The sequence below is a fragment of the Bordetella petrii genome (assembly GCF_000067205.1).
Classification (GTDB): Bacteria; Pseudomonadota; Gammaproteobacteria; order Burkholderiales; family Burkholderiaceae_B; genus Bordetella_A; species Bordetella_A petrii.
The window spans coordinates 2,000,274-2,025,526 of the sequence record NC_010170.1; the positions used below are offsets into that span (position 1 = coordinate 2,000,274).

At 66.3% G+C, this 25,253-nt stretch carries 23 protein-coding genes and 1 pseudogene; 18 read left to right on the forward strand and 6 right to left on the reverse strand.

Annotated features, from left to right (window positions below; all coding sequences use genetic code 11):
• Positions 1 to 6 precede the first annotated feature (6 nt).
• Both paaE and paaN read left to right on the forward strand, forming a co-directional pair.
• Positions 7 to 1,095 carry a 1,2-phenylacetyl-CoA epoxidase subunit PaaE gene (gene paaE / locus BPET_RS09795; protein WP_012248848.1) on the forward strand — a complete coding sequence of 363 codons (1,089 nt, stop codon included), beginning with the start codon at positions 7 to 9 and terminating at the stop codon, positions 1,093 to 1,095.
• Positions 1,096 to 1,140: 45 nt separating this feature from the next.
• The gene (gene paaN, locus BPET_RS09800; protein WP_012248849.1) at positions 1,141 to 2,610 is read left to right on the forward strand and encodes a phenylacetic acid degradation protein PaaN; all 1,470 of its coding nucleotides are present in this window, start codon (positions 1,141 to 1,143) and stop codon (positions 2,608 to 2,610) included.
• A 38-nt stretch (positions 2,611 to 2,648) separates the two neighbouring features.
• On the opposite strand, the gene BPET_RS09805 is transcribed toward paaN, so the two are convergent.
• A protein-coding gene (locus tag BPET_RS09805; protein WP_085970191.1) for an IS3 family transposase occupies positions 2,649 to 3,823 on the reverse strand; the annotation gives its coding sequence in 2 pieces (ribosomal slippage) (positions 2,649 to 3,574 and positions 3,574 to 3,823; 1,176 coding nt in all).
• A 66-nt stretch (positions 3,824 to 3,889) separates the two neighbouring features.
• On the opposite strand from BPET_RS09805, the pseudogene BPET_RS09815 reads away from it, so the two are divergent.
• From BPET_RS09815 to paaK, 4 genes and pseudogenes are all read left to right on the forward strand, one after another.
• Positions 3,890 to 4,090, forward strand: a pseudogene (locus tag BPET_RS09815) (phenylacetic acid degradation protein PaaN); the annotation flags it as partial.
• A 13-nt stretch (positions 4,091 to 4,103) separates the two neighbouring features.
• Entirely contained in the window at positions 4,104 to 4,892 is a 789-nt protein-coding gene (gene paaG, locus BPET_RS09820) for a 2-(1,2-epoxy-1,2-dihydrophenyl)acetyl-CoA isomerase PaaG (protein WP_012248851.1), read from the forward strand.
• A complete protein-coding gene (gene paaI, locus BPET_RS09825; RefSeq protein WP_012248852.1) occupies positions 4,892 to 5,362 on the forward strand; it encodes a hydroxyphenylacetyl-CoA thioesterase PaaI in 471 nt (156 codons plus the stop codon). Before paaG ends, paaI begins: the two co-directional genes overlap by 1 nt.
• A gap of 75 nt (positions 5,363 to 5,437) precedes the next feature.
• Positions 5,438 to 6,751 carry a phenylacetate--CoA ligase PaaK gene (gene paaK, locus BPET_RS09830; protein ID WP_012248853.1) on the forward strand — a complete coding sequence of 438 codons (1,314 nt, stop codon included), beginning with the start codon at positions 5,438 to 5,440 and terminating at the stop codon, positions 6,749 to 6,751.
• Between the two features lie 28 nt (positions 6,752 to 6,779).
• On the opposite strand, the gene BPET_RS09835 is transcribed toward paaK, so the two are convergent.
• The gene (locus tag BPET_RS09835; RefSeq protein ID WP_012248854.1) at positions 6,780 to 7,976 is read right to left on the reverse strand and encodes an acyl-CoA dehydrogenase family protein; all 1,197 of its coding nucleotides are present in this window, start codon (positions 7,974 to 7,976) and stop codon (positions 6,780 to 6,782) included.
• Between the two features lie 172 nt (positions 7,977 to 8,148).
• Here BPET_RS09835 and BPET_RS27315 point away from each other — a divergent pair, with 172 nt between their 5' ends.
• The 4 genes from BPET_RS27315 to BPET_RS09855 all read left to right on the forward strand — a co-directional run bounded on the left by BPET_RS27315 (position 8,149) and on the right by BPET_RS09855 (position 13,272).
• Positions 8,149 to 9,918 (forward strand): TetR family transcriptional regulator, encoded by a 1,770-nt coding sequence (locus BPET_RS27315; RefSeq protein WP_012248855.1) that lies wholly within the window; start codon positions 8,149 to 8,151, stop codon positions 9,916 to 9,918.
• A gap of 14 nt (positions 9,919 to 9,932) precedes the next feature.
• Complete coding sequence (locus BPET_RS09845) at positions 9,933 to 11,027, forward strand: hypothetical protein (RefSeq protein ID WP_012248856.1); 1,095 nt, start codon at positions 9,933 to 9,935, stop codon at positions 11,025 to 11,027.
• Complete coding sequence (locus BPET_RS09850; RefSeq protein WP_012248857.1) at positions 11,024 to 12,217, forward strand: CaiB/BaiF CoA transferase family protein; 1,194 nt, start codon at positions 11,024 to 11,026, stop codon at positions 12,215 to 12,217. Before BPET_RS09845 ends, BPET_RS09850 begins: the two co-directional genes overlap by 4 nt.
• A 68-nt stretch (positions 12,218 to 12,285) precedes the next feature.
• Positions 12,286 to 13,272, forward strand: coding sequence for a Bug family tripartite tricarboxylate transporter substrate binding protein (locus BPET_RS09855; protein ID WP_012248858.1), 987 nt, complete (start codon positions 12,286 to 12,288; stop codon positions 13,270 to 13,272).
• 45 nt (positions 13,273 to 13,317) lie between these two features.
• On the opposite strand, the gene BPET_RS09860 is transcribed toward BPET_RS09855, so the two are convergent.
• The 4 genes from BPET_RS09860 to BPET_RS09875 all read right to left on the reverse strand — a co-directional run bounded on the left by BPET_RS09860 (position 13,318) and on the right by BPET_RS09875 (position 16,656).
• Complete coding sequence (locus BPET_RS09860) at positions 13,318 to 13,716, reverse strand: hypothetical protein (RefSeq protein WP_012248859.1); 399 nt, start codon at positions 13,714 to 13,716, stop codon at positions 13,318 to 13,320.
• A gap of 30 nt (positions 13,717 to 13,746) precedes the next feature.
• Positions 13,747 to 15,024: a TRAP transporter large permease gene (locus BPET_RS09865; protein ID WP_012248860.1), complete on the reverse strand. Its 1,278-nt coding sequence runs from the start codon at positions 15,022 to 15,024 to the stop codon at positions 13,747 to 13,749.
• A 58-nt stretch (positions 15,025 to 15,082) separates the two neighbouring features.
• Positions 15,083 to 15,583, reverse strand: a complete 501-nt coding sequence (locus tag BPET_RS09870; RefSeq protein WP_012248861.1) for a TRAP transporter small permease — start codon at positions 15,581 to 15,583, stop codon at positions 15,083 to 15,085.
• A 95-nt stretch (positions 15,584 to 15,678) separates the two neighbouring features.
• Entirely contained in the window at positions 15,679 to 16,656 is a 978-nt protein-coding gene (locus BPET_RS09875) for a TRAP transporter substrate-binding protein (RefSeq protein WP_041863762.1), read from the reverse strand.
• A 113-nt stretch (positions 16,657 to 16,769) separates the two neighbouring features.
• Here BPET_RS09875 and BPET_RS09880 point away from each other — a divergent pair, with 113 nt between their 5' ends.
• From BPET_RS09880 to BPET_RS09915, 8 genes are all read left to right on the forward strand, one after another.
• On the forward strand, positions 16,770 to 19,307 hold the full coding sequence (locus BPET_RS09880) for an ABC transporter permease (RefSeq protein ID WP_012248863.1): 2,538 nt from the start codon (positions 16,770 to 16,772) through the stop codon (positions 19,305 to 19,307).
• On the forward strand, positions 19,304 to 19,729 hold the full coding sequence (locus tag BPET_RS09885; protein ID WP_012248864.1) for a group II truncated hemoglobin: 426 nt from the start codon (positions 19,304 to 19,306) through the stop codon (positions 19,727 to 19,729). Before BPET_RS09880 ends, BPET_RS09885 begins: the two co-directional genes overlap by 4 nt.
• Before the next feature lie 61 nt (positions 19,730 to 19,790).
• Positions 19,791 to 20,441, forward strand: coding sequence for a 3-deoxy-D-manno-octulosonic acid kinase (locus tag BPET_RS09890; protein ID WP_081483059.1), 651 nt, complete (start codon positions 19,791 to 19,793; stop codon positions 20,439 to 20,441).
• Between the two features lie 495 nt (positions 20,442 to 20,936).
• Complete coding sequence (locus BPET_RS09895) at positions 20,937 to 22,040, forward strand: polyamine ABC transporter substrate-binding protein (RefSeq protein ID WP_012248866.1); 1,104 nt, start codon at positions 20,937 to 20,939, stop codon at positions 22,038 to 22,040.
• Between the two features lie 5 nt (positions 22,041 to 22,045).
• Positions 22,046 to 23,173 (forward strand): ABC transporter ATP-binding protein, encoded by a 1,128-nt coding sequence (locus tag BPET_RS09900; protein ID WP_012248867.1) that lies wholly within the window; start codon positions 22,046 to 22,048, stop codon positions 23,171 to 23,173.
• On the forward strand, positions 23,170 to 24,090 hold the full coding sequence (locus tag BPET_RS09905) for an ABC transporter permease subunit (RefSeq protein ID WP_012248868.1): 921 nt from the start codon (positions 23,170 to 23,172) through the stop codon (positions 24,088 to 24,090). Before BPET_RS09900 ends, BPET_RS09905 begins: the two co-directional genes overlap by 4 nt.
• Positions 24,087 to 24,896, forward strand: a complete 810-nt coding sequence (locus tag BPET_RS09910) for an ABC transporter permease subunit (protein ID WP_012248869.1) — start codon at positions 24,087 to 24,089, stop codon at positions 24,894 to 24,896. Before BPET_RS09905 ends, BPET_RS09910 begins: the two co-directional genes overlap by 4 nt.
• Positions 24,893 to 25,252, forward strand: a complete 360-nt coding sequence (locus BPET_RS09915; RefSeq protein ID WP_012248870.1) for a Spx/MgsR family RNA polymerase-binding regulatory protein — start codon at positions 24,893 to 24,895, stop codon at positions 25,250 to 25,252. Before BPET_RS09910 ends, BPET_RS09915 begins: the two co-directional genes overlap by 4 nt.
• Position 25,253: the final 1 nt, after the last annotated feature.

Consider the following 25,253-nt stretch of genomic DNA (forward strand, 5'->3'; position numbering starts at 1 on the left):
CACGCCATGAGCCAGACATCGTTTCATTCCCTGAAGGTCGCCTCGGTGGCGCGCAACACGCGCGACGCGGTGGTGGTGACCTTCGACCTGCCCGCAGACCTGCGGGCGCAGTTCGCGTTCCGGCCCGGGCAATACCTGACGCTGCGCACCGAGCTGGGCGGCGAAGAACTGCGCCGTTCGTATTCCATCTGTTCGGCGCCCGGCGACGGCGTGCTGCGCGTGGCCATCAAGAAGGTCGACGAAGGCGTGTTCTCGAACTGGGCCAACCACGAGCTGCAACCCGGCCAGACGCTGGAAGTCATGCCGCCAGCCGGCAACTTCACCGTCGATTTCGCGCCCGAGCATCGCCGCCATTATGTGGCCTTCGCCGTGGGCAGCGGCATCACGCCGGTGTTCTCGCTGGTGAAGACGGCGCTTTCCACCGAGCCGCACAGCCGCTTTACTCTGTTCTTCGGCAACCGGGCCTCGTCGTCGGTGCTGTTTCGCGAAGAAATCGAAGACCTGAAGAACCTGTACATGGAGCGTTTTTCGCTGGTGTACATCATGAGCCGCGAAAGCCAGGACATCGAGCTGTTCAACGGGCGCCTGGACGGCGACAAGGTAGACCAGCTGTTGTCGGCCTGGATGCGCCCCGACGACATCGACTACGCGTTCGTGTGCGGCCCGCAGACCATGATCGAAAGCGTGGTGCAGCACCTGCAAGCGCGCGGCATTCCCAAGTCGCAGATCAAATTCGAGCTTTTTGGCGCGCCGCGCGGACCGCGCGCGCTGCGCACCGGCCGCGATGCGCCGGCCGCGCCCGGCAAGGGCCAGTGCGAAGTCACTGTCGTGCAGGACGGCCATCGCCGCACATTCATTATCGACAAGAACAAAGACAGCGTGCTCGATTCGGCGCTCGCGCAGGGCGTTGAGCTGCCGTATTCGTGCAAGGGCGGTGTCTGTTCGACGTGCCGCTGCAAAGTCATCGAGGGCGAAGTCGACATGGACGCCAACTTTGCGCTGGAAGACTACGAAGTGGCGCGCGGCTTCGTGCTCAGTTGCCAGAGTTTCCCGGTCAGCGACCGCCTGGTGCTGGATTTCGACCAGGAAACCTGAATCGGCCGCACATTCCCGAACCTTATTCATCCCGGAGATCGTCTCGTGTCACATGAATTTTTCGAACGCCACCAGTCCCTGCTTGAGCGCGCGCAGGCGGCCGCGGCCGAGCGCGGCTACTGGAGCCCCTTCGCCGAGTCGCCCAGCCCGCGCCACTATGGCGAGACTGCTGGCGACGACGGCCGCGCGGCCTTCGAGGCCCTGCGCGGCAAGCCCTTTCCGCTGGCGCTGACGGGCGCCCAGGGTTCGGTGGGCGGCGAGCAGTCGCCCTACGGATTCGCGCTGGACATCAGTTATCCGCAAGTGCCCGTGGCCTCGCTGGTGCAGAACGCCGGGCGCGCCCTGGAACAATGGCGCCGGGCCGGCCCGCGCGCCTGGGTGGGCGTGGCGCTGGAAATCCTGGCGCGCCTGAACCGGCGCAGTTTCGAAATCGCTCATGCCGTGCAGCACACCACCGGGCAGGGCTTCATGATGGCGTTCCAGGCCGGCGGCCCGCACGCGCAAGACCGCGGCGTGGAGGCGGTGGCTTATGCCTGGCAGGAAATGGCGCGCATTCCCGGCGTGGCGCTGTGGGAAAAGCCGCAAGGCAAACATGATCCCATCAAGATGGAAAAGCGCTTCACGATCGTGCCGCGCGGCGTCGCGCTGGTGATCGGCTGCTCGACCTTTCCCACCTGGAATGGCTATCCGGGTCTGTTTGCCAGCCTGGCCACCGGCAACACGGTAATCGTCAAGCCGCATCCTGGCGCGATCCTGCCGCTGGCCATCACCGTGCAGGTGGCGCGCGAGGTGCTGGCCGAGGCCGGCTTCGACGCCGACGTGGTGCAGCTGGCCGCGCATCCGGCCGGCGACGACACGGCGCAGCGGCTGGCGCAGGACCCAGCCGTGAAGATCGTCGACTTCACCGGCAGCAGCGTCAACGGCAATTGGCTGGAACAGCACGCCCGGCAGGCGCAGGTATATACCGAGAAGGCGGGCGTGAACCAGGTCATTGTCGATTCCACCGACGACCTCAAAGGCATGGCGCGCAATCTGGCGTTTTCGCTGGCCCTGTATTCGGGCCAGATGTGCACGGCGCCGCAGAACATCTACGTGCCGCGCGGCGGCATCGCCACCGCGGACGGCCATGCCAGCTTCGACGAGGTGGCGGCGGCCCTGGGCGCGGCCCTGCAGAAGCTGTGCGCCGATCCGGCCAAGGCCGTGGAGCTGACCGGCGCGATCCAGAACGAAGGCATCGCGGCGCGCATCGAGCAGGCGCGCGGCCTGGGCCTGCCGGTAGTGGCCGATAGCCAGGCGCTGGAACACCCGCAATTCGCCGGTGCGCGCGTGCGCACGCCGCTGCTGTTGCGCGCCGAGGCCGGTAATCCGGCTATCGCGCAGGAATGGTTCGGCCCCATTGCCTTCGTGGTGGCGACCGACTCTACCGCGCACAGCATCGACCTGGCGCGCGACAGCGTGGTGCGGCATGGCGCGCTGTCGCTGGCGGCCTACACTACCGACGAGCGCGTGGCCTGACGTTGCCCGCGAATTTCGGATCCCTTAACTGAGCGAGATTATGCCACCCGTTGGTTCTGGGCGGCGTACCAGTCCCGCTCGAATTGCATCGGGCTGACGTAGCCCAACGTCGAGTGCAAGCGCGAATGATTGTAGAAGCTCAACCAGTCGATTACCTCGTCCATCGCTTCGCGACGCGTTGCAAAGCGCTGGCCGAGGATGCGTGCACGCTTGAGCGATCCCCACAGGCTCTCGGTCGGTGCGTTGTCCCAGCAATTGCCTCGACGGCTCATCGAACTGCGCATGCCGTAGCCCTTGAGCAGGTCCTGGAAGTCATGACTGCAATACTGGCTGCCACGGTCACTGTGGAGGATCAGGCCCGCTTGCGGACGGCGGCGAAACCACGCCATACGCAGCGCATCAGACACCAGCTCCGTGCGCATGTGCGGCTGCATCGACCAGCCCACCACCTGACGGCTGAACAGGTCGAGAATGACGGTCAGAAACAGCCAACCCTCGTCCGTCCAGATGTACGTGATGTCCGTAGTCCAGACCTGGTCGGGACGCGCGGGAGAGAAGTCTCGTTGCAGCAGGTCCGGTGCGACCGGCAGGCTGTGTTTGCTGTCGGTCGTGACCTTGAACCGGCGTTTGGTCTTCGCCTTGATGCCGTGCAGCTTCATGAGCCGCTGGACACGATCCTTGCTGACGCGAATGCCCTGGACCAGCAGTTGCTTCCACACGCGCGGCCAGCCGTACTCGCCTTTGGATTCAGCGTGCACGGCCTTGATGTGCACCAGCAGAGCGTCGTTGCTGATGCGTCGGCGCGGTCGGTCAGTATCGACATCCCGCACCTTGCGCGCGTGGTAACCGCTGGGGCTGACACCCAGCACCTGGCAGCTCAGGGACACCGGCCATTGTCGGCTGTGAAGCTCGATCCAGGCGTACTTCATGCCGACACCTTCGCAAAGTACGCCGTGGCTTTTCCCAATATGTCGCGCTCCATCTTCACGCGTGCCAACTCCGCGCGCAGCCGGGCAATCTCCATCTGTTCTGGAGAAACCTGTTTGCCTGCGCCGTTCAGCTTCCCAGCGGCATCGGCCTTCACCCAGTTGTGCAGCGTCTTCGGGCTGATGCCCAGTATCTTCGCCACCGCCGCCATGCTCTGGCCGCCGCGGACCATGCGCACGGCTTCCAGCATGAATTCCTGCGTATATCGAGCTCTCGGATTACCCATCTTTCCTCCCTCCTTGCGTGAGTTTTACACACTCAGCAAGGGATCCATTTTTTGCGGGCAAGCTCAGCCAGCCAGGTGCAGGATGCGGCCGAGGTGTCGGGCGTGGCGCTGTCGCTGAACCTGACGGGCGCCGTGTTCGTGAACCAGACCGCTGCCTTCAGCGATTTCCATGGCACCGGCGCCAACCCCGCCGCCAATGCGGCGTTGTCGGACTCGGCGTTCGTGTCCAACCGCTTCCGCGTCGTGCAGACGCGCCGCCACGTCTGACCGGGAATTTTTCATGAGCTATCACAGCATCTTGTTTGAATTGTCGGGCGGCATTGCCCGGCTGACCCTCAACCGCCCCGACAAGCTCAACAGCTTCACCGCCGCCATGCACGGCGAGGTCGCCGACGCGCTGGGCCGCGTCGAGCGCGAAGGCGCGCGCGTGCTGGTGCTGACCGGCGCGGGCCGCGGCTTTTGCGCCGGCCAGGATCTGAGCGAGCGGCAGATGGCCGCCGAGGGCACGCCGCCGGATCTGGGCGAGACGGTGGAAAAATACTACGCGCCGCTGGTGCGCCGCCTGCATGCCCTGCCACTGCCCGTGGTGGTGGGCGTGAATGGCGTGGCGGCCGGGGCGGGCGCCAACCTGGCGTTCGCGGGCGACATCGTCATCGCCAAGGAATCGGCCAGCTTCATCCAGTCGTTCTGCCGGCTGGGGCTGATCCCCGACACCGGCGGCACCTTCGTGCTGCCGCGGCTGGTGGGGCGCGCGCGCGCCATGGGGCTGGCGATGCTGGGCGACAAGCTCAGCGCGCGCCAGGCGCAAGACTGGGGCCTGATCTGGCAATGCGTGGCCGACGACGCCTTCGACGCCACGCTGGACAAGCTGGCCGCGCACTTTGCCGCCGCACCCACGCGCGGGCTGGCCAGCACCAAGCAGGCGCTGCAGGCCAGCCTGCATAATGACTTGTCCGCCCAGCTGGACCTGGAGCGCGACCTGATGCGCGAGCTGGGCCGCAGCGCCGACTACGCCGAAGGCGTGGCCGCGTTCCTGGGCAAGCGCGAACCGAAATTCAAGGGGCGCTGATGACTACGCATGTGCCTTCCGTCGATGTGCCGGCCGACCCGCACGAACTGGCCCAGGCTGTGGGCGCCGCCATGTACGCGGTGGACGCCGCCACCCAGGGCCTGGACATGACCGTGGCCGAGATCGCGCCGGGCTTTGCCCGCCTGACCATGCGCGTGCGTCCCGACATGCTGAACGGCCACCAGACCTGCCACGGCGGCTTCATCTTCGCGCTGGCCGACAGCGCGTTCGCGTTCGCCTGCAATTCGCGCAACGCGAGCACGGTGGCCTCGGGGTGCACCATCGATTTCCTGGCGCCGGGTTTCGCCGGCGACGTGCTGACGGCGGTAGCGCAAGAGCGTTCGCTGGCCGGGCGCACGGGCGTCTACGATGTCACCGTCACTAACCAGGACGGCCGTCAGCTGGCGCTGTTCCGTGGCCGTTCGTACCGCATCAAGGGGCAGATCGTCGGCACGCCGCCAGAGGACTAAAGCCCCTTTTTGCAGCGTCACACTTATTACGATAAAGCGGCGTCGCGCCGCACAGCATTCCAGGAGACCGATTCCATGTCCAATTCCGTGAGCAAACCCGGGCTGGATCCCATCGAGCACGCCAGCCGCGACGAGATCGAGGCGCTGCAGTTGCAGCGCCTGAAGTGGACCCTGGCGCACGCCTACCAGAACGTGCCGCACTACCGGCGGGCGTTCGATGCCGCCGGCGTGCACCCCGACGATCTGAAGCAGTTGTCGGACATCGCCAAATTCCCGTTCACCACCAAACAGGATCTGCGCGAAAACTATCCGTTCGGCATGTTCGCCGTGCCGCGCGAGCAGGTGGCGCGCGTGCATGCCTCCAGCGGCACCACCGGCAAGCCCACCGTGGTGGGCTACACCACGCAAGACCTGGAAAACTGGGCCGGGCTGGTCGCGCGCTCGATTCGGGCGGCGGGCGGCAAGCGCGGCGACATTGTGCATGTGGCCTACGGCTACGGCCTGTTCACGGGCGGGTTGGGCGCACACTATGGCGCCGAACGCCTGGGCTGCACGGTCATCCCGATGTCGGGCGGCCAGACGGAAAAGCAGGTGCAACTGATCAGCGATTTCCGGCCCGACATCATCATGGTGACGCCTTCGTACTTTTGCAACATCGTTGAAGAACAGCGCCGCCAGGGTATCGATCCGCGCCAGAGCTCGCTGCGCATCGGCATTTTTGGCGCCGAACCCTGGACGGGCCAGATGCGCCAGGATATCGAGTCCGAGGCGGCCATCGATGCGGTCGACATCTATGGCCTGTCGGAAGTGATGGGGCCGGGCGTGGCCAGCGAATGCGTGGAGACCAAGGACGGTCCGGTGGTATGGGAAGACCATTTCTATGCCGAGATCGTCGATCCCGAAACCGGCGTGCCGGTGGCCGACGGCGAACAGGGCGAACTGGTCTTCACCTCGCTGACCAAAGAAGCCATGCCCGTCATTCGCTATCGCACGCGCGACCTGACCCGGCTGCTGGCGCCTACCTCGCGCAGCATGCGGCGCATCGGCAAAATCACCGGCCGCAGCGACGACATGCTGATCGTGCGCGGCGTGAACCTGTTTCCCACCCAGGTCGAAGAGCAGGTGCTGAAGATCGCCCAGCTGGCGCCGCACTACCAGCTGGTGCTGACGCGCAACGGACACCTGGACGAGCTGGAGATCCTGACCGAGGTGCGCGACGAGTTCGCCAGCCTGGCCGAAACCGAGCGCGAAGCGCTGGGCAAGCAGCTGCAGCACGCGGTCAAGTCGTACATCGGCGTGACGGCGCGGGTGCGGGTGGCGGACTGCGGGTTCGTGGAGCGCACCTTGACGGGCAAGGCGCGCCGGGTGGTCGACAAGCGGCCGCGCTGACGGGGGCGCGGGCTGGCGGGCCGCCTAGCTACCGCGCCGGGGCCTGCCGCAGTACTTCGCGGGCCACGATCAGCTTCTGTACCTCGCTGGCGCCTTCGTAAATGCGCAGGGCGCGGATTTCGCGGTACAGGCTTTCCATGATGGCGCCGCTGCGCACGCCGCGGCCGCCAAACATCTGCAACGCTGCGTCGATGACGGCCTGCGCGTTTTCGGTGGCCGATAACTTGGCCATGGCGGCCTCGCGGGTGGTGGGCAATTGCCGTACGTCGCGCTGCCAGGCGGCCCGATAGGTAAGCAGGGCGGAGGCGTCGATTGCCGCAGCCATTTCTCCCAGCCGGCTTTGCGTGATTTGCAGGTCGGCCAGTGTCGCGCCGAACATCTGGCGGGAACGGGCGTGGGCGACGGCTTCGTCAAAAGCGCGGCGCGCGAAACCCAGCGCCGCTGCCGCAACCGAGACACGGAAGATGTCCAGGGTGCGCATGGCCAGCTTGAACCCCGAGCCCGGCGAGCCGAGCATGCGCGTTGCTGGAATGCGCATGTCGGTGAATCGTAATGTGGCAAGCGGGTGCGGCGCCATGACGTCGATGCGTTCGGCAATAGAAAAGCCGGGATCGTCGGGGTACACCAGAAACGCCGAAATGCCGCGCGTGCCGGGGGCTGCTTCGCTGCGCACGAACAGCGTATATACATCGGCGATGCCGCCGTTGGAGATCCAGGTTTTTTCGCCATTGATGACGTAGTGCTCGCCGTCGCGGCGGGCGCTGGAGGTCATGGCGGCCACATCGGAACCTGCATTCTTTTCAGATAGCGCGAAGGCGGGGATCAGTTCGCCCCGCGCCACTTGCGGCAGCAGTCGAGCCTTGAGCTCGTCGGAGCCGGCCAGGCTGATGGCGCCGCTACCCAGGCCCTGCATGGCGAAGGCGAAATCGGCCAGACCGTTGCGATAGGCCAGGGCCTCGCGGGCCAAGGCCAGGTGGCGCGATTCGATGGCGGGCGCCAGCCCGCCGTAGGCGCCCGGCACGCAAGCGGCCAGCAAGCCGGCCGCGCCCAGATCCGCCACCAGGGCGCGACACAGCCTGTCTACGTTGTCTGGCCGGGCCGGTTCGTAGTCGCGGGCATCGGCAAACGCCTCGATGCGGGCGGCGAACTCGGCGTGGCGCGAGTCGAAAAAGGGCCAATCCAGGAAATCACGTGCCGCGGGCGTAATGGAATCGGAGCTACGCATGGTGGTTCAAAAGGGTTCATGGAAACGCCAGAATATACGCATACGAATGGGTATGTAAACTTTATGAACGAATTTTTCTCCATAAAAATCAAAGAAATAAATTTGACATTGTGAATTCAGGTATTTAATCTACCTGAAAGTATGAGCATGATCTGGCAGTGGAGAAGCTGTTATGGAAATCATCTGGTCGCCTGTGCTGGATCCTGCCGCCGCTCGCTGGCAGGCGCTGGCGCGGGATGCCGTCCAGCAGGGCGAATCCGACGACGCCGCGAGCTCGTTGCGCGACAGCGGCTTGCTCAAGCTGGTTCGCACCCGGCGCCAGGACGCCGCCCCGTTGCCGCTGACGACGGTGTTGTCGGTACTGGAAATTCTCGCCGTTCCCCGCTTGATGCTGGCCAGGCAGCTGGCCGCCGCGGTGGTGGCCGAAACCGCCGCCGCCCGCTTGCGCACAAACGAGGGCAAGGGGGCGCGGCTGGCCGGCGGGGCTGCAGCCGGGCTGCTGCTTCCCATGTATTCCGTCGATGACGCCGAGCCCACGATCGAGGCCAGGGCCGAACAACGCGGGTGGCGGCTATCCGGCCAAGGCCGCTGGATGGGCCAATATCAGCATGGCGCGGCGTTCTTGCTGTTTGCCGCAACGGTGCCAGCCCGCGGGGCCGACAACATCAGCGCCTTTGTGGTGCCGGGCTCCATTCTCGAACTCGGCGCGACTGAAGATCCCGGCGATGCCGCGCAGGCCAATCGTTTCCAGTGTGATGTCGCGCTGCGTGCCGGCCATATGCTTGGCCGGCCCGGTACCGCGCGTGCCGCCATGCGGCAGGCGGCGGCGCTGTGCCGGCTTACCGCTGCGGCGCAGGCGGTCGGGCTTGGCCTGGCGGCCTATGAGCTGGCGCGCGGCATCATGCCGTGGCTTGCCCCAGGCGATACGCCTGGGCCGGACGCACACCAGCTGGCCGGTTGCGCGACCGCCATTTCCGCGGCTCGTGCGCTGCTTTACGAAGCGGCGCACGGCGAACAGGCCGAACGGGACGCCGGCCTGACGAGCGTAATGGCCTTGCTGTCGGCCAGCGAGTGCGCCGAGCGAACCATTCAGGCCAGCCGGCAGATTGTCGGCGACGGCGCGCCCGGCATGCAGGCGCTGCTGCAGGCCAGCCAGGTCCAGCAAGCCGACGTCGGACCATCGCGAGCTCATGCCACTCTGCTGGCCGGGCGCATTCTTCCTTCCGTTTCCGCCACACCAGGAGTTCCCCTCATGGCCCGTAACGCCAACACCCGGTCGGCAGAGTCTCCCGGCCGGGTCGCCGAGATTCTCGATGCCGCGGCTGCCGCCTTTACCCAGTACAGCTACGACGCTACGACGCTCGACCAGATCGGCGATGCGCTCGGCGTCAGCAAGGGCAGCATTTATTACCACTACCGTAGCAAGGCAGACCTGTGGGTGGCCGTTTACCGCCGAGCCATGGAAATGAACATAGACGCGATCACGCCGATTGCCCGCCAGGCCGGCGTGCACGCGCTCGACCGCCTTTACCGTATGGCCCACGCCCATTCTTTGCAAGTGATGAAGCACCTGTCGTATCAGCGTGTTGCCGTGCAGGGCCTGGAAGCCCACCTCATGGGGCGTGTCAGCGAAGAGCAGCGTGCCAGCCTGGCCGAGGTCATCAGCTTGCGCGACCACTATGAAGAGCTGTTTGTTTCCGTGCTGACGCAAGCGATCGAGGCCGGCGAGCTGCCGCGGCAGAATCCGCGTTTGTCGATCAAGCCGCTGTTTGGCGCAATCAACTGGACCACGATGTGGTACCAGCCCCGGCCGGGCGAGACGGCCGCCGACCGTGATGCCCTGGCCAGCAGGCTGGCCACGTTCGTGCTCTCCGGGCTGACGCAATCGTACGAGCCAGTCGCCGAATTACCCGCCGCCACTCACCAGCCGAATACGCATTGAAACGGAACCCGTATATGCAAACCCCCGACTCCATTCGCCCCACTAGCGACGCATCGCGCTGGGCCGCCGTTTCCCAGTGGTACCACGCGTACTTTACCGGCTTGGTCATGACCATGGTCACCCGCTGCGGCACGCGCGAGGCCGCCGACCTGGTCTTCCATATTTTCCGCCGCCAGCATCTGGAACGCTTCCTGCCCGGCCTGGACAAGCTCGGCCTGGCCGGCCTGCCGCCAGCCGTGGCGGCCGCGCGCTACCACTACTTGTCCAATGCCATCGGCGGCGTGCACGTAGAGTATGTTGAAGAAAGCCAGAAGAAGGTCTGGGTGCGTTATCCGCCGCCGCGTTGGGCGTGGCATGGCACTGCCATCTGCGCCATTCCCGGCGAGGTCTCGCAGGCGGTGCTGCGCGGCTGGCACGCGCACAACGGCGTGTCGCTGGGCACGCGCCGCCTGGGTTTCGTGTGCACCAAGCAGACCATGGATGGCCAGCCCGGCCTGGAAGGCTACTACTGCGAATACGATCGAGATATTTCCGAAGACGAGCGGCTGCGTTTCGCGCGCGGCGAAGAGGCGCCCGACTTCGATCCCGCGTTGGCGCCCACCCTGCCCACCGCCGATTGGCCGCAGGAGCGCCTGCAGAAGGCCAAGCGCAACTACGCCATGGAATACGTGCGCACGGCGTTGCCCGAACTCATCGCCCTGCGCGGGCCGCACGAGGCCGCCTGGCTGGCTGGCATCACGGGGCGCCTGATCGGCATGCAGTTCTATGCAGAGACGGCTGCCGCCATGGGGTTGCCCGACCGCGGCGATGCGGCCGACTTTGCCCGCTTCATGGTGGCCCTGGCCCAAGCGCAAGGAGACGACGCCACGCTGTTGCAGGATGCCGCGGGGGCGGGGGTGCGCCAGTCCACCTGGAAGCTGATGGCCGGCCTGCCCGATTTGCACCACGCCGCCTTCGATGCCTGGAACTGTCTGCTCGAAGGCGCGCTATCGGCGCATAACCGGCGCCTCGATCTGCGGTTGGCGCGCCGGCTGGACCAGGGCGACGATGCCTATGAATGGCGCATTGTGCCGCGCGCCACCGTTCAGGTCGCAGGGGCGCGCGCATGACGGCCCAAAGCTTGAGCGGACTGCGGGTCATCGACGCCTCGCGCGTGCTGGCGGGGCCGTATTGCGGCCAGGCACTGGGTGATCACGGGGCCGACGTCATCAAGATCGAGCCGCCGGCAGGCGACGAGACCCGCACATTCGGGCCGCCGGTCAACGCCGGCGGAGCAGCCTATTTCCAGGCGCTAAACCGCAATAAGCGGGGCATCGTGCTGGACATGGGCCAGCCACAGGGGCGCGAGGCCTTTTGGCAATTGCTCGAGACCGCCGATGTGCTGATCGAGAACTTCAAGGCCAGCACCTGGCGGGCATGGGGCATCGCCACGCCCGAGGCGATCTGCGACCGGTTTCGCCGGCTGGTGCATTGCCGCATCACGGGGTTCGGCGATGATGGGCCGCTGGGTGGCATGCCGGGCTACGATGCCGCCATCCAGGCGGCCTCGGGCCTGATGAGCATCAACGGCGAGCCCGATGGTCCCGCCCTGCGGCTGGGCATTCCGGTGGTTGATCTTGCTACGGGAATGCAGGCCACCATCGCCGTGCTGGCGGCGTTGCAAGAGCGCGCCCGGTCGGGCCGGGGGCAGTTATGCGATGTCTCGCTGCACGATTGCGCCCTGGGCATTGCGCACCCGCATGCTTCCAACTATTTGTGGACGAAAAAAGCGCCACAACGCTCGGGTAATGGCCATCCCAATATCGCGCCCTACGATGCTTTCGAGACGGCCTCTATTCCAATCTACATCGCGGTGGGCAACGAGCGGCAATTCGGTACGCTATGCGAGGTGCTGGGGTGTCCCGATATGGCGCGGGACCCGCGTTTTGGCACCAATCTCGACCGCATCGCCAACCGCGAAGCGTTACGCGAAGCGCTGCTGGGCCACCTGCGCGCGCACGACGGGCGGCAAGTGGTGGCCACCCTGATCAAGGCGGGCGTGCCGGCTGCTCCTGTTCTCGACGTGCCCGAGGCCATCCAGACGCCGCATGCCCGGCACCGGCACATGGTGATCGAGCATCCCGGCTACCAGGGCGTGGGTTTTCCGGTCAAGCTGAGCCGCACCCCTGCGGCGCTGCGCGGTCTGCCGCCCTTGAAGGGGCAGCATAACCACGAGGTCCTGGCCGAAGCGGGTTTTTCCGCCGCCGATATCGCGCACCTGGAGGCCAGCGGCGCCCTGGGTCCCGTTCCAGATTCTTGACTCATCCCAACTATTTTCTCAACCAGGGCCGCGCAGAAAAGACGGCTTTTACACACTCGGAGACAAACATGAAGCAATGGCGCGTATACGTGCGGCTGGCATTCGCGGCCGCTATCGCCCCGATCGGCGCATGGCAGCCGGCGGCAGCGGCAAATACCTTTCCGTCCAAGCCGGTGGTGATTGTGGTGCCGCATCAGTCGGGCTCGACCACCGAGACGTTTGGCCGGATGCTGACCGCCGAAATGAGCGCCAGGCTGGGCCAGCCCATCGTCATTGAGTCGCGGTCGGGCGCGGCGGGCACCATCGGCGCGCACCTGGTCGCCAACAGCGCGCCCGATGGTTATACGGGCTTGATGAACGCGTCCATCCAGGTCATGTACCCGGGCATGTTCCGCAAGCTGACTTTCGATCCCATCAAGGACTTCACGCCGGTTGGCGTGTTCGGGTTCGCGCCAATGGTGGTGGTGGTGGCGGCGCAGTCGCCCATCAAGAGCTTCCAGGACATGATTGCGCGCGCGAAAGCCAAGCCCAAGAGCCTGACTTTCGCTTCCGGCGGCTTGGGATCGTTGCCCCACCTGGTGGGCGAACTGGTCAACCTGAGCACCGGGGCGCAGATCACCCACATTCCATACAACGGCACGGGGCAGGCCACCACCGACGTGTTGGGCGGCCATGTCGATATTCTGTACGCGTCGGTGGCCAGCGCCGTGCCGCTCATTACCAGCGGCAAAATGCGGGCGCTTGCCGTGACCTCGGGCAAGCGCATCGAGCTGCTTCCCGAAGTTCCCACGATTGCCGAGTCGGGTATTCCGGATTTCGATGTCACGTCGTGGTATGGCTATTGGGTGCCGAAGAACACGCCGGCTGACGTGGTGGACACGCTGAACCGGTCCATGCTCGAGGCGTCGGCCATGCCGGTCGTGCAACAGCGCCTGAAGCAGAACGGCATTATTGCCAGCACCATGGATGCCCGGCAGTTCGCCGATTTCGTGCAGTCCGAAAGCGCGAAGTGGCTGGATGTCATGAAACGCGCCAACGTACAGCCGGCGAATTAATGTCTGCTGAATCAATCACCGCCGAATCAACAGGCGGCGCGGGAATCAACCGCCCAGCAAATCGTAAGAATCAAGCAGTGCGTAGATGATTTCCGGCTTTCGCTCCAGCCCGCGGCGGATTGCCGCGGGCAGGGTCTGCCGGGTTTTGTTGCACAGGCCGGGCAGGTCGGCGATTTCGATGTGCAGGCCGCGCACGGTGCGCACTTCGTTGGGGCCGGGCGCAATGCGCAGCGAAATGCCCAACTGCGCATGCATCAGCTGCTGCATGCGGCGCAGGTCGTCCAGGCTGGACAGGTTTTCCAGCCGGGCCACCAGTTTTTTCTCTTCTTCGCGCGTCAGGCGCAGGATGCGGATATCGCCGCCGGGTGTGGCCAGCAACCGGTCGCGGTCACAGATACAGGCCCCCGGCGGGCATTCCTGGCGTATGGGAAACGGAACATTCATGACGCCAGCAACGGTATCACACGCGGCCGCCTACTTGGCGTACACCAGGTCGCGCAGCCCAAGCGACAGCCCCGGCCAATAAGTAATGATCATCAGGCAGGCGATCACCACCAGCACAAAGGGAATCAGCGGCTTGATCAGGCGTTCGAGCGGCTGCCCGGCCACGGCGCAGGCGGCGAACAGGTTGACGCCGAAGGGCGGGGTGATCATGCCCAGCGCCAGGTTCACCACCATGATGATGCCGAAGTGCACCGGTTCAACGCCGAACTGCATGGCCACCGGCAGCAGCAACGGCGCCAGCACCACCACCGATGCCGAGGTCTCGATGAACATGCCGATCATGAACAGGGCGGCGTTGATGCCCATCAGGAACGTAATCTTGTCGTGGAACAGGTGCGACAGCCAGGTGCCCAGCGCGTCGGGCACGCCCGCGCGGTTGAGCAGGAAACTGAAGACGCCCGCGTTGGCGATGACGAACATGATGACCGACGTGGACACCACCGAGCGGTGCAGCGTGCCCGACAGCGTGCGCAAACTGAGCTTGCGATAGACGAACTTGCCCACCACCACGGCATACACCACGGCTACCACCGATGCCTCGGTGGGCGTGAACACGCCGCCGTAGATGCCGCCCAGGATGATCACCGGCATCAGCAGCGCCAGCCAGGCGCGCTTGAATGCTTGCCATAGCGGCAGGCGGCCGTCGCCGTCCATCTTGCCCAGGCCGTGGCGCTTGGCGTACAGCCACACGTACAGCATCAGCGCGCCGCCGATGAGGATGCCCGGCACCACGCCGGCAATGAACAATTCGCCGGTGGAAGTGTCGGTGGACACGGCGAACAGAATCATGGGGATGGACGGCGGGATGATCACGCCCAGTTCGGCGGCGCTGGCCTGCAGCGACGCGGCGAACGGCGCCGGGTAGCCGTGGCGGACCATTGCCGGGATCAGGATTGCGCCGACGGCGAAGGTGGTGGCCACGCTGGAGCCGGCCACCGCCGCGAAAATCATGCAGGTCAGCACGCAGGTGCAGGCCAGGCCGCCCTGGATGCCGCCCACCAGGCTCTTGGCGAACTCGACCATGCGGTCCGAGATGCCGCCGGCTTCCATCAGGTTGCCGGCCAGGATGAAGAACGGCACCGCCACCAGCGGATACTTGTCCAGCGCCGCGTACAGCTGCTGGGCCACTACCAGCCAGGGCAGCCCCCCCAGCGACACGCCGGCCAGGCTGGCCAGGCCGATGGCGACCGCCACGGGCACTGACAGCCCGAAGAAGATCAGCATCGTCAGAATCATCAATTGGGACATGGCTGGGTGCCTATACAGTGCGTATCAGTTTTTCCATTGAGCTTTGGCGGGCTTGCCGCTAGCCTTGCGCGTCGTTGCGCACGGGGGCCGGTTCGTCGGCGCCGAGCAGCCAGCGGGTCAGCACGGCGATGGCCGCCAGCGACGCGCCCACCGGGATCGCCAGGTAGATCCAGGAAATCGAGATGTTCAGGCTGGGCACGTTCTGAAAGCGCACCCGGTAGGTCATGTGTCCGCCGATCCAGGCGATGAAGACCAGGAAGGCCACGCAGATGATGGCGATAAGGTGCTCCAGCAGGCGCTGCCGGCGGCCTTTGAGCAGGTTGTGCAGCAGCTCGACGCTGATCATCGCGCCGTGCCGGAACGCCAGCGAGATGCCCAGCAACACCGTCCAGATCAGCAGCGCGCGGGTCAGGACCTCGCTCCAGTCGGACGGCGCCTGCAGGATGAAGCGGGCGATGACCTGGTAGAAGGCGGCGGCGGCCGAGGCCACGAGCAGGATCTGGGCAATGACCGATACGGCCTTGAACAGGGTCTGTTCGGCAAGACGAAGCTGACGCATGGTGAATTCCGGATGCGGGGGAGGGCGGTGATGCCGGGGGAGCGCGAAACGCGGCCGGGCTGCGCTAGGCAGCCCGGCCTGGCCGGGAGCCGGCCTTACTTGGTGTTGCGGATCGCGTCGATCAGGCTCTTGTCGTACTTTTTGTAGTACTCGGCGTAGGCCGGCTGCACCGCGGCGGCGAAGGCATCGCGGTCGACGTCGGTCGTGACCTGCATGCCTTCCTTGCGAAGCTGCTCGACGCCGGTTTTCTCGATGTCGTCGACGTAGTCGCGCATGGCCTGGGCCGAGGCCTTGCCGGCCGTCTTGAACTCGGCCTTTTCGGCGTCGGACAGGCCTTCATACACATTGGCCGACATCAGCACCAGCGCCGGGCCGTACACGTGGCCGGTCAGCGACAGGTATTTCTGGATTTGCGACAGCTTGGCCGAGGTGATGACAGACAGCGGGTTTTCCTGGCCGTCGATGGTGCCTTGCTGCAGGGCGGTGGCCACTTCGGGCCAGGCCATGGGCGTGGGCAGGATGCCGATGGCGCGGAAGGCCGCGATGTGGATGGGGTTTTCGGTGGTGCGGATCTTCAGGCCCTTGGCGTCGGCCGGCGTCTTGACCGGGCGCACGTTGTTGGTCAGGTGGCGGAAGCCCTGTTCGCCCCAGGCCAGGGCGATGATGCCGCGGTCGGGGAACTTGGCCAGCATGTCCTGGCCGATCTTGCTGTCGAGCACTTTGCGGGCGTGTTCCAGGTCGCGCAGCAGGAAGGGAATGTCGAAAACGCCGGTTTCCGGCACGAAATTCAGGGTGGCGCCGGTGGACACGATGGCCAGGTCGATGGTGCCGATCTGCAGGCCTTCGATGACCTCGCGCTCGCCGCCCAGCGCGCTGTTGGGGAACTGCTGGATCTTGTATTTGCCCTTGGTCGAGCCTTCGATCGACTTGGCGAACGCTTCGGCGCCGGCGCCGTAGTGCGACGACGTGGACAGGGCGTAGGCCATTTTCAACGTGGTCTGGGCGGCTGCGGGCAGCGCGGCGGCGGCGGTGCAAGCCGCCAGGATGGTGGCGGCAAGCCAGGTCTTACGCATGGTGTCTTCTCCCGGGAACAGATGAATATTGGTATCGGCGCATCGCATGTTACGCCCAGCGCGCATGATAGCGGGATTCCCCGGGCAAACCGACCATTGGTTACCATTGCAAAATGATGGATTTCCCTGATTCCTCCTCCCGGGCGCGCCGGCCCGGCCTGGCCGCCGCCTTGCGCCTGGGCGCCCGCATGATGAGGCGCGACGCCCGCGCCGGCGAGCTGCGCCTGCTGGTGCTGGCCCTGGTGGTGGCGGTGGCCGCCGTCACCAGCGTGGGCTTTTTGGCCGACCGGGTCGGCCGCGCGCTCGAGCGCGACGCCGGCCAGATGCTGGGGGCCGACCTCGTGCTGGACGCCGATGCGCCCATCGATGCCGGATTCCTCCAGGCGGCCCGCGACCGGGGACTCGAGGTTTCGCGCACCATGCAGTTTCCCACCATGGCCAGCGCGGGCGATGCCGCCCAGCTGGTCTCGCTGAAGGCGGTCGAGCTCGGCTATCCGCTGCGCGGCCGCCTGAGCGTGGCCGACGCCCCGTATGCCGAAGGCGCTCCCACGCGCGATATTCCGGCGCCCGGCACGGCCTGGGCCGACGCCCAGTTGCTGGCGCTGCTGGATATCGGCGTGGGCGACACCATCGGCGTGGGTGACAGCCGGCTGCGGGTGGCGCGCGTGATCACCTATGAACCCGACCGGGGCCTGCAGTTCGTGAATGTAGCGCCGCGCCTGATGGTGCGCGCCAGCGACCTGCCGGCCACCGGGCTGGTGGCGCCGGGCAGCCGCATCGGCTACGCGCTGCTGGCGGCTGGCCAGCCCGACGCGGTGGCGGCGTATTCCACCTGGTTGCAGCAGCATTTGCAGCGCGGCCAGAAGCTGGCCACCCTGGAGTCCGGCCGCCCAGAAGTCCGGCGCACGCTCGATCGCGCCCAGCGTTTCCTGTCGCTGGTGGCGTTGCTGGCGGTGCTGATTTCGGCGGTGGCGGTGGCGCTGGCGGCGGGGCGTTTTATGACGCGTCATCGCGACGGCATCGCGGTAATGCGCTGCCTGGGCGCTGTGCAGCCGCAGGTGACGCGCATGCTGCTGGCAGAGTTCACCCTGGTGGGTCTGTTCGCCTCGGCGGCCGGCTGCCTGCTGGGCTACGCCGCACACCAGGGCCTGGTGCTGGCGCTGGGCAATCTCATCGATACCGAGCTGCCGGCGGCTTCGGGCGTTCCGGCCGTGCAGGGCCTGGTTACCGGCGTGTTGCTGTTGCTCGGTTTCGCGCTGCCGTCGCTGGCGCAACTGCGTCACGTGCCGCCGGCCCGGGTGTTGCGCCGCGATGCCGAAACCCTGCGCGCGCGCAGCGCGGCCGGCTACGCCCTGGGCGCGGCGGGCTTCGCCCTGTTGATCTGGTGGTTCGCCGGCAATGCGCGGCTGGGCGCCGTGGTGGCAGGGGGGTTCCTGGCCGCGTTCGCTGTTTTTGCCCTGGTGGCGTGGCTGTGCGTGCTGGGCCTGGCGCGGCTGCGCGGCGCGGCCGCCGGCCTGCCGGCGCTGCGTTTTGCCCTGGCAGGCGTGGTGCGCCGGCGCGCCGCCACCATTACCCAGGTGTGTGCGCTGGCAATCGGCCTGATGGCGCTGCTGTTGCTGGCCATGACCCGCACCGACCTGGTGGCCGGCTGGCAGCGCACGCTGCCGCCCGACGCGCCCAACCGCTTCCTCATCAACATCCAGCCCGACCAGCGCCAGCCGGTGCTCGATTTCCTGGCCGGGCACGGCCTGGGCGGCGTGGCGCTGTGGCCCATGGTGCGCGGCCGCCTGGTGGCGGTCGACGGCCGCCCGGTCGGCCCGGCCGACTATGACGAGCCGCGCGCCAAGCGCCTGGTCGACCGCGAATTCAACCTGTCGTATGGCGACGCCCTGCCGGCCGGCAACCGCATCGAGCAGGGCCGCTGGCTGCGTCCGGATGCGCACGAGGTCTCGATCGAGGCGGGCCTGGCCGAAGCGCTGCGGCTGGCGGTGGGCGACGTGCTGACTTTCGACGTTGCCGGCCAGCAGGTACAGGTTACGGTATCGGGCATCCGCCGTGTCGACTGGGATTCCATGCAGGTCAACTTCTTCGCCGTGCTGTCGCCCGCGGCGCTGCGGGACATGCCGCAAAGCTGGATTACCTCGTTTCACCTGCCGCCGGGCCAGCAGACGCTGCCGCGTGAACTGCTGCGCCAGTTTCCCAACCTGACGGTGTTCGACGTGGGTTCTATCCTGAACCAGCTGCAATCGGTGCTGGACCAGGTCGTTACCGCGGTACAGGTGTTGTTCGTGTTCACCCTGGCCGCTGGCGTGCTGGTGCTGGCCGCCGCGCTGACCGCCACCCGCGACGAACGCGTGCGCGAAGCCGCCGTGCTGCGGGCGCTGGGAGCCACGCGCAGCCAGCTGGCGCGCGCCCAGCGCCTGGAAATCCTGGCCGTGGGCGGGCTGGCCGGTCTGCTGGCGGCGGCCGGCGCCGCCGCCATTGCCTGGGCCCTGGCCACCTATGTGTTCGATTTCCGCATTACGCTCAGCGCCTGGCCCTGGCTGGCCGGTATCGGCGCAGGCATGGCGGCCGCCTGGGGCGGCGCCGCGCTGGCGCTGCGCGGCGTGTTGCGCACGCCGCCGCTGCTTACTCTACGAGAAGCCTCATGACCGCATCACGAGTCCAACCGCAGGTCGAATCCCTGCAGACTTCCAATACGCTTTTTGAAACCCTGGGCGGCGAGCCCGCCATCCGTGAACTGGTCGACCGCTTCTACGACCTGATGGACATGGAGCCCGACCTGGCCATCCTGCGTGGCGTGCACGGACCCAGCCTGGATTCGGCGCGCGAAAAGCTGTTCCTGTTCCTGTGCGGCTACTTCGGCGGCCCCAACTACTATATCGAGCGCTACGGGCATCCGCGCCTGCGGGCGCGCCACCTGCCGTTTTCCATCGGCCGGGTCGAGCGCGACCAGTGGGTGGCCTGCATGGGCCGGGCCATGCAGGACCAGGGGGTGGCCCCCGAACTCATCGACCGCCTGCTCGAGGCTTTCTACGGCGTGGCCGACTGGATGCGCAACCGTGACGACTGAACCTGGCACCGACGCCGCCGGCGCACGCCGGCTGGCCTGGGCCGGCCCGCCCCCCGGCGCCATGCTGTGCGACGCCCGCCTGGGGGCGGCCGATCCGCATTGGCTGGACCCTCGCTGGTACGGCGCGCAGGCCCGGCCGGTGGATGCAGGCGGGCGTCAGTCGGCCTGGTTCGTGCAGCATGACGACTGGCAGGGCGTGCTGCGGCGCTACCGGCGCGGCGGGCTGGTCGCGCGCATCAGCCGCGATGCGTACGTATGGCAGGGCGAGTCCCGCACCCGCTGTTTTCGCGAATACCGTCTGCTGGCATGGCTGCGCGAACGTGGCCTGAGCGTGCCGGCGCCCCTGGCCGCGGCCTACTGGCGCCATGGGCCGGCCTATCGCGCGGCGATCCTGGTCGAGCGCATTCCCCAGGTGCGGCCGCTGGCGCAACTGCTGGACCAGCCCGTCTGGGACGCCGCCGCCAGCGCCATTGCCGCCATGCACCGCCTGGGCGTGTGGCACGCCGACCTGAACGCCTACAACATCCTGCTCGACCCGCAGGGCCGCGCCTGGCTGATCGACTTCGACCGCGGCACGGCCGGCGGCATTTCCGCGCACGCGCGCCGCGCCAACATGCTGCGCCTGCGGCGCTCATTGCAGAAGGTGGGCGGCGCGGCGGGACTGGAGTTCTGGAACCGCCTCGACCAGGCGTACCGGGCCTGCGCCGACTGACCGAGGGGCCAGTGGCCCGCAGCGGTGTCAGGCACCTGTCGGAGCCTGACACCTGACGCGTGGCGCGCGACACTGCAATAGGTGTCTGACTCCCGCAGTGTCAGCAACAGGTGTCTGACTCCCGCAGGGTGTCAGACACCGATTGACCGAGACGCCGGTGGCCCATGGCGGTGTCAGGCACCTGCCGGAGCCTGACACCCGACGCAGATATCCACGGAGCCTGACACCCGACGCAGATATCCACGGAGCCTGACACCCGACGCAGACATCCACGGAGCCTGACACTTGAGGCAGACGTCTGCGGAGCCTGGCGCCTGACGGCTGGCGCGAGGCTGCCCCAGGCCGCGGCGTCCCTTGCCCCCGGGGGCTTTGTCGGGCTCTGTCCTGCGGCAAAGGCGGGGGTTTCTCCCGTGTTTTCTGGGCAAACTCCCTGAAAAAGGCTTTATCATTTTGCCCTTTGGCAAATTTCGCACTGAGAGTGGCAAGGGGCTCGCAATGAACATCAAGGCGGAAATCCGATGGGCGCTGGGCGCGGCGCTGGCCGCCGCCGCCATGTCGGGCGCATGCGCGCAGGACAAGGTCGTCAACGTCTATAACTGGGCCGAATACACGGCGCCCGACACCATTCCGGGCTTCGAGCGCGAAACCGGCATTCAGGTGCGCTACGACGTCTACGACAACAACGACACACTGCAGGCCAAGCTGCTTACCGGCAAATCGGGCTACGACGTGGTGGTGCCGTCCACGCACTACGCCTCGCGCCAGATCCAGGCCGGGCTGTACCAGAAGCTGGACAAATCCAAGATTCCCAACTGGAAGAACCTCGACCCCGACATCATGGCCCTGGTGGCCTCGGTGGACCCGGGCAACGAGCACGTCATCCCGTGGGGCTACGGCACCAACGGCCTGGGCTATAACGTCACCAAGGTCAGGCAGATCATGGGCGACGACGCCGACCTGGGCAGCTGGGACATGCTGTTCAAGCCCGAGAACGCCGCCAAGCTGAAAGACTGCGGCATCTCGGTGCTGGACGAGGCCGCGCAAGTGTTCCCGGCGGTGCTCAAGTACCTGGGCAAAGACCCCAACAGCGACCAGCCCGACGACTACAAGGCCGCGCTGGCCCTGCTCAAGCAGATCCGCCCGTACATTCGCCAGTTCAGCTCGTCGGGCTATATCGACGAGCTCGCCGTGGGCGACCTGTGCATGGTGTACGGGTTCTCGGGCGACGTCATGATTTCCCGCAAGCGCGCCCAGGACGCCAAGCGCCCGTACGAAATCAACTATTTCATCCCGAAGGGCGGGGCGCCGGCCTGGTTCGATGTCATGGCCATCCCCAAAGATGCGCCGCATCCCGACGCCGCCCATGCGTTCATCAACTACATCGAAACCCCCAAGGTGCACGCGGCCATCACCAACACCATGTTCTATCCCAATGCCAACAAGGCGGCGCGCGAGTTCGTGGTGAAAGACGTGGCTGACAACCCCATGATCTATCCGCCGCCCGACGTGGCCAAGACGCTCTACGTGATCAAGGCCCAGCCCCTGAACATCCAGCGCCTGCAGACCCGCATGTGGGCCGAACTGAAGTCCGGACGATAGCCATCATGAGCGACAGCCGTTACGCGGCGCAGCATGCGGCCGACCCCGACGAATTCGTGCGGGTGTCCGACCTGGTCAAGATATTCGGCGACGTGGTGGCCGTGAAATCGGTCAACCTGGCCGTGCGGCGCAACGAGATCTTCGCCCTGCTGGGCAGCTCAGGCTGTGGCAAGTCCACGCTGCTGCGCATGCTGGCCGGTTTCGAAGAAGCCACTTCCGGCCAGATCGTGCTCGACGGCGAAGACATCACCGCGGTGCCGCCGTACCGGCGCCCGGTCAACATGATGTTCCAGTCGTACGCGCTGTTTCCCCACATGACGGTCGAGGCCAACGTGGCCTTCGGCCTGAAGCAGGAAGGGGTCGACCGCGCCGAAATCCACGACCGCGTGTTCGAGGCCCTGGACCTGGTCCAGATGGCCGGGTACTCGCGCCGCAAGCCGCACCAGCTGTCGGGCGGCCAGCAGCAACGCGTGGCGTTGGCGCGCAGCCTGGTCAAGCGTCCCAAGCTGCTGCTGCTCGACGAGCCCATGTCGGCGCTGGACAAGCAGATCCGCCAGAAAACCCAGATCGAACTCGCCAAGATCCTGGAACAGGTGGGCGTGACCTGCATCATGGTCACGCACGACCAGGAAGAAGCCATGACCATGGCGCACCGCCTGGCCGTCATGACCGAGGGCCAGATCGTGCAATGCGGCACGCCACAAGACGTCTACGCGTTTCCCAATTCGCGCTTCGTGGCCGGCTTTATTGGTTCCACCAACCTGCTGACCGGCACCATCGTGGTCGACGAGCCCGACCACGTCGCCATCGAGTGCGCCGAGCTGACTCGCCCGCTGTACGTCAGCCACGGCGTCAGCGAGCCGCTGGGCATGGAAGTGCACGTCTCCATCCGCCCCGAACGGCTGGTGGTGTCGCGTACCCAGCCGCAGGGCGAATATAACTGGGCGCACGGCATGGTCAGCCACATGGCCTGGATGGGCAGCTATGCGCTCTACCAGGTGCGGCTCGATTCCGGCAAGATCGTCGAGGCCAGCGTGCCCAGCCTGCAGCTGGCCCAGAGCGACGCGCCCGGCATCGACGAAGAAATCTTCGTCAGCTGGGACGCCGACAGCGCCACGGTGCTGGCCTCATGAAGCCGCCTGCGCTGCGCGACTGGATGCCTTCGAACCGCACGCTGGCGGTGGCGCCGCCGTTCCTGTGGCTGGCGCTGTTCCTGCTGGTGCCGTTCCTGCTGGTGCTCAAGATCAGTTTCGCCGAACTGCAGTTCGGCATCCCGCCCTATACCGCGCTGGCCGAATTCAAGGACGAGGCCATCCAGTTCAGCCTGCACCTGCGCGGCTACATCCTGCTGTTCACCGACAGCCTGTACCTGGCCACGTACCTGAATTCGCTGAAAATGGCCGCCATCACCACGGTGTGCTGCGTGCTGATCGGCTATCCCATGGCGTACTACATCGCCCGCTCGTCGCCGGCGGTGCGCAACGTGCTGCTGCTGGGCGTGATTTTGCCATTCTGGACTTCGCTGCTGCTGCGCGTGTATGCCTGGGTGGGCATCCTGCGCAACGACGGCCTGCTCAACAAATTGCTGATGAGCCTGGGCATCATTTCCAGTCCGCTCGAAATCTACCGCACCGACCTGGCCGTATACATCGGGCTGGTGTATGCCTACCTGCCATTCTTCATTCTGCCGCTGTACGCCAACCTGGTGAAGATGGACCTGCGCCTGCTCGAAGCCGCGTACGACCTCGGCGCGCGTCCCTGGCAGGCGTTCTGGCGCATTACCGTGCCGCTGTCGCGGCCCGGCGTCATCGCCGGCGCGATGCTGGTGTTCATTCCGTCGGTGGGCGAATACGTCATTCCCGAAATGCTGGGCGGCGCCGACACCCTGATGATGGGCCGCGTCATGTGGAACGAGTTCTTCAACAATGCCGACTGGCCCATGGCCTCGGCCGTGACTTGCGTGATGGTCCTGCTGCTGCTGGTGCCGCTGGCGCTATTCCAGTACAACCAGGTGCGCCAGGAAGAGGCGGCGCGGGGGGCGCGCGCATGAAGGGGCCCAACAACACCGGGCGCGGCCTGGCCCTGGGGCTAGGGTACTTCTTCCTGTATGCCCCCATCATCAGCCTGATGGTGTTCTCATTCAACGACTCGCCGCTGGTCACGTCCTGGAGCGGCTTTTCGCTGCGCTGGTACGGCTCGCTGCTCAATGACGACGCGCTGCTCAGCGCGGCCTGGCTGTCGTTCAAGATCGCCGCCCTGACCGCCACCGCCGCCGTCGTCATCGGCACCTGGGCCGGCTACGTGCTGGGCCGCATGGGCCGCTTTCGCGGATTCGCCCTGTACGTGGGCATGCTCAGCGCGCCGCTGGTCATTCCCGAGGTCGTGCTGGGCATTTCGCTGTTGCTGATGTTCGTGGAAATGCGCGGCACGCTGGGCTGGCCGGCCGAGAACGGCACCTTTACCATCTGGGTGGGCCACGTGACCCTGTGCATGGCGTTCGTGGCGGTGGTGATCCAGGCCCGCATCCGCGACCTCGACCGCTCGCTCGAAGAAGCCGCGCTCGACCTGGGCGCCGCGCCGCTGACCGTGTTTTTCCGCATCACGCTGCCGCTGATCGCGCCGGCGCTGGTGTCGGCCTGGCTGCTGTCGTTCACCCTGTCGCTGGACGACGTGGTGCTGGCTTCGTTCTTGTCGGGGCCGGGGTCCACCACGCTGCCCATGGAGGTGTTCTCGCGCGTGCGGCTGGGCCTCAAACCCGAGGTCAACGCGTTGGCTACCCTGTTCATCCTGGCGGTGGGCACCTGTGTCATCCTGGTCAACCGCCTGCAATGGCGCAAGGAATCCGAACCGAAATGAAGTCTCAAGCAACCCTCTATGGCCTGAGCAAATGCAGCACCTGCGTCAAGGCGCGCGACTGGCTGTCGGCCCATAACGTGGCCCACGAGTTCATCGATTACCGCGATCATCCGGTGCCCGCGGCCACCCTCAAGGCCTGGGCCGCGCAAGTGGGCGGCTGGGAAAAGCTGGTCAACCGCACCTCGATGACCTGGCGCAGCCTGTCCGACGACCGCAAGGCGGCGCAGACCGACGCCGACTGGACCCGCCTCATCGCCGACTATCCGGCGCTGGTGCGCCGGCCCGTGACCGTCACGCCCGATGGCGAGGTTACCGTGGGCTTCTCGGAAAAGCGCTACGGCGAGCGCTTCGCCTGAG

What these genes read in the sequence shown, in the direction of transcription:
- paaG (WP_012248851.1), top strand. Translation starts at nt 4,104, where the DNA reads ATGAGCTATCACAGCATCTTGTTTGAATTGTCGGGCGGCATTGCCCGG.
- BPET_RS09880 (WP_012248863.1), top strand. Translation starts at nt 16,770, where the DNA reads ATGATGGATTTCCCTGATTCCTCCTCCCGGGCGCGCCGGCCCGGCCTG.
- BPET_RS09910 (WP_012248869.1), top strand. Translation starts at nt 24,087, where the DNA reads ATGAAGGGGCCCAACAACACCGGGCGCGGCCTGGCCCTGGGGCTAGGG.
- paaE (WP_012248848.1), top strand. Translation starts at nt 7, where the DNA reads ATGAGCCAGACATCGTTTCATTCCCTGAAGGTCGCCTCGGTGGCGCGC.
- BPET_RS09835 (WP_012248854.1), bottom strand. Translation starts at nt 7,976, where the DNA reads ATGCGTAGCTCCGATTCCATTACGCCCGCGGCACGTGATTTCCTGGAT.
- paaI (WP_012248852.1), top strand. Translation starts at nt 4,892, where the DNA reads ATGACTACGCATGTGCCTTCCGTCGATGTGCCGGCCGACCCGCACGAA.
- BPET_RS09875 (WP_041863762.1), bottom strand. Translation starts at nt 16,656, where the DNA reads ATGCGTAAGACCTGGCTTGCCGCCACCATCCTGGCGGCTTGCACCGCC.
- BPET_RS09870 (WP_012248861.1), bottom strand. Translation starts at nt 15,583, where the DNA reads ATGCGTCAGCTTCGTCTTGCCGAACAGACCCTGTTCAAGGCCGTATCG.
- BPET_RS09845 (WP_012248856.1), top strand. Translation starts at nt 9,933, where the DNA reads ATGCAAACCCCCGACTCCATTCGCCCCACTAGCGACGCATCGCGCTGG.
- BPET_RS09915 (WP_012248870.1), top strand. Translation starts at nt 24,893, where the DNA reads ATGAAGTCTCAAGCAACCCTCTATGGCCTGAGCAAATGCAGCACCTGC.
- BPET_RS09865 (WP_012248860.1), bottom strand. Translation starts at nt 15,024, where the DNA reads ATGTCCCAATTGATGATTCTGACGATGCTGATCTTCTTCGGGCTGTCA.
- paaK (WP_012248853.1), top strand. Translation starts at nt 5,438, where the DNA reads ATGTCCAATTCCGTGAGCAAACCCGGGCTGGATCCCATCGAGCACGCC.
- BPET_RS09860 (WP_012248859.1), bottom strand. Translation starts at nt 13,716, where the DNA reads ATGAATGTTCCGTTTCCCATACGCCAGGAATGCCCGCCGGGGGCCTGT.
- BPET_RS09855 (WP_012248858.1), top strand. Translation starts at nt 12,286, where the DNA reads ATGAAGCAATGGCGCGTATACGTGCGGCTGGCATTCGCGGCCGCTATC.
- BPET_RS09850 (WP_012248857.1), top strand. Translation starts at nt 11,024, where the DNA reads ATGACGGCCCAAAGCTTGAGCGGACTGCGGGTCATCGACGCCTCGCGC.
- BPET_RS09890 (WP_081483059.1), top strand. Translation starts at nt 19,791, where the DNA reads ATGCTGTGCGACGCCCGCCTGGGGGCGGCCGATCCGCATTGGCTGGAC.
- BPET_RS09905 (WP_012248868.1), top strand. Translation starts at nt 23,170, where the DNA reads ATGAAGCCGCCTGCGCTGCGCGACTGGATGCCTTCGAACCGCACGCTG.
- BPET_RS09900 (WP_012248867.1), top strand. Translation starts at nt 22,046, where the DNA reads ATGAGCGACAGCCGTTACGCGGCGCAGCATGCGGCCGACCCCGACGAA.
- BPET_RS09895 (WP_012248866.1), top strand. Translation starts at nt 20,937, where the DNA reads ATGAACATCAAGGCGGAAATCCGATGGGCGCTGGGCGCGGCGCTGGCC.
- BPET_RS09885 (WP_012248864.1), top strand. Translation starts at nt 19,304, where the DNA reads ATGACCGCATCACGAGTCCAACCGCAGGTCGAATCCCTGCAGACTTCC.
- BPET_RS27315 (WP_012248855.1), top strand. Translation starts at nt 8,149, where the DNA reads ATGGAAATCATCTGGTCGCCTGTGCTGGATCCTGCCGCCGCTCGCTGG.